This is a genomic window from Desulfosporosinus sp. I2, from assembly GCF_000960765.1.
GTDB lineage: Bacteria > Bacillota > Desulfitobacteriia > Desulfitobacteriales > Desulfitobacteriaceae > Desulfosporosinus.
Genome location: NZ_JYNH01000337.1, coordinates 1 through 274, shown reverse-complemented (window position 1 = coordinate 274; position 274 = coordinate 1). Strand labels below are relative to the sequence as shown.

The following is a 274-nucleotide window of genomic DNA, read 5'->3' as shown; positions in this document are numbered from 1 at the left end:
GTTCTTAAGACAATTACTAGAAAATAGACTCTGTGCAGTTTTGAGAGAATAGCGGTTGAGGGATAAATCCTTTAGCTCTTGTTTTCTACAGAAAACAATTCGAGTTCGAACCTCGCGCATCGCGCCTCGAACCTCGAGTACGCATCTGGTGATCATGCCGGAGGGGTTCCACCCGTTCCCATACCGAACACGGAAGTTAAGACCTCCAGGGCCAAGGATACTTGGAGCATAGCTCCTGGGAAAGTAGGTCATCGCCAGGTAAACAAGCAAAATG

Annotated in this window: 1 rRNA gene; it reads left to right on the top strand. The window is 47.8% G+C overall.

Annotated features, from left to right (window positions below):
- Positions 1 to 144: 144 nt before the first annotated feature.
- A 5S ribosomal RNA gene (gene rrf / locus UF75_RS25990) occupies positions 145 to 260 on the top strand.
- The last annotated feature ends 14 nt before the right edge of the window (positions 261 to 274 follow it).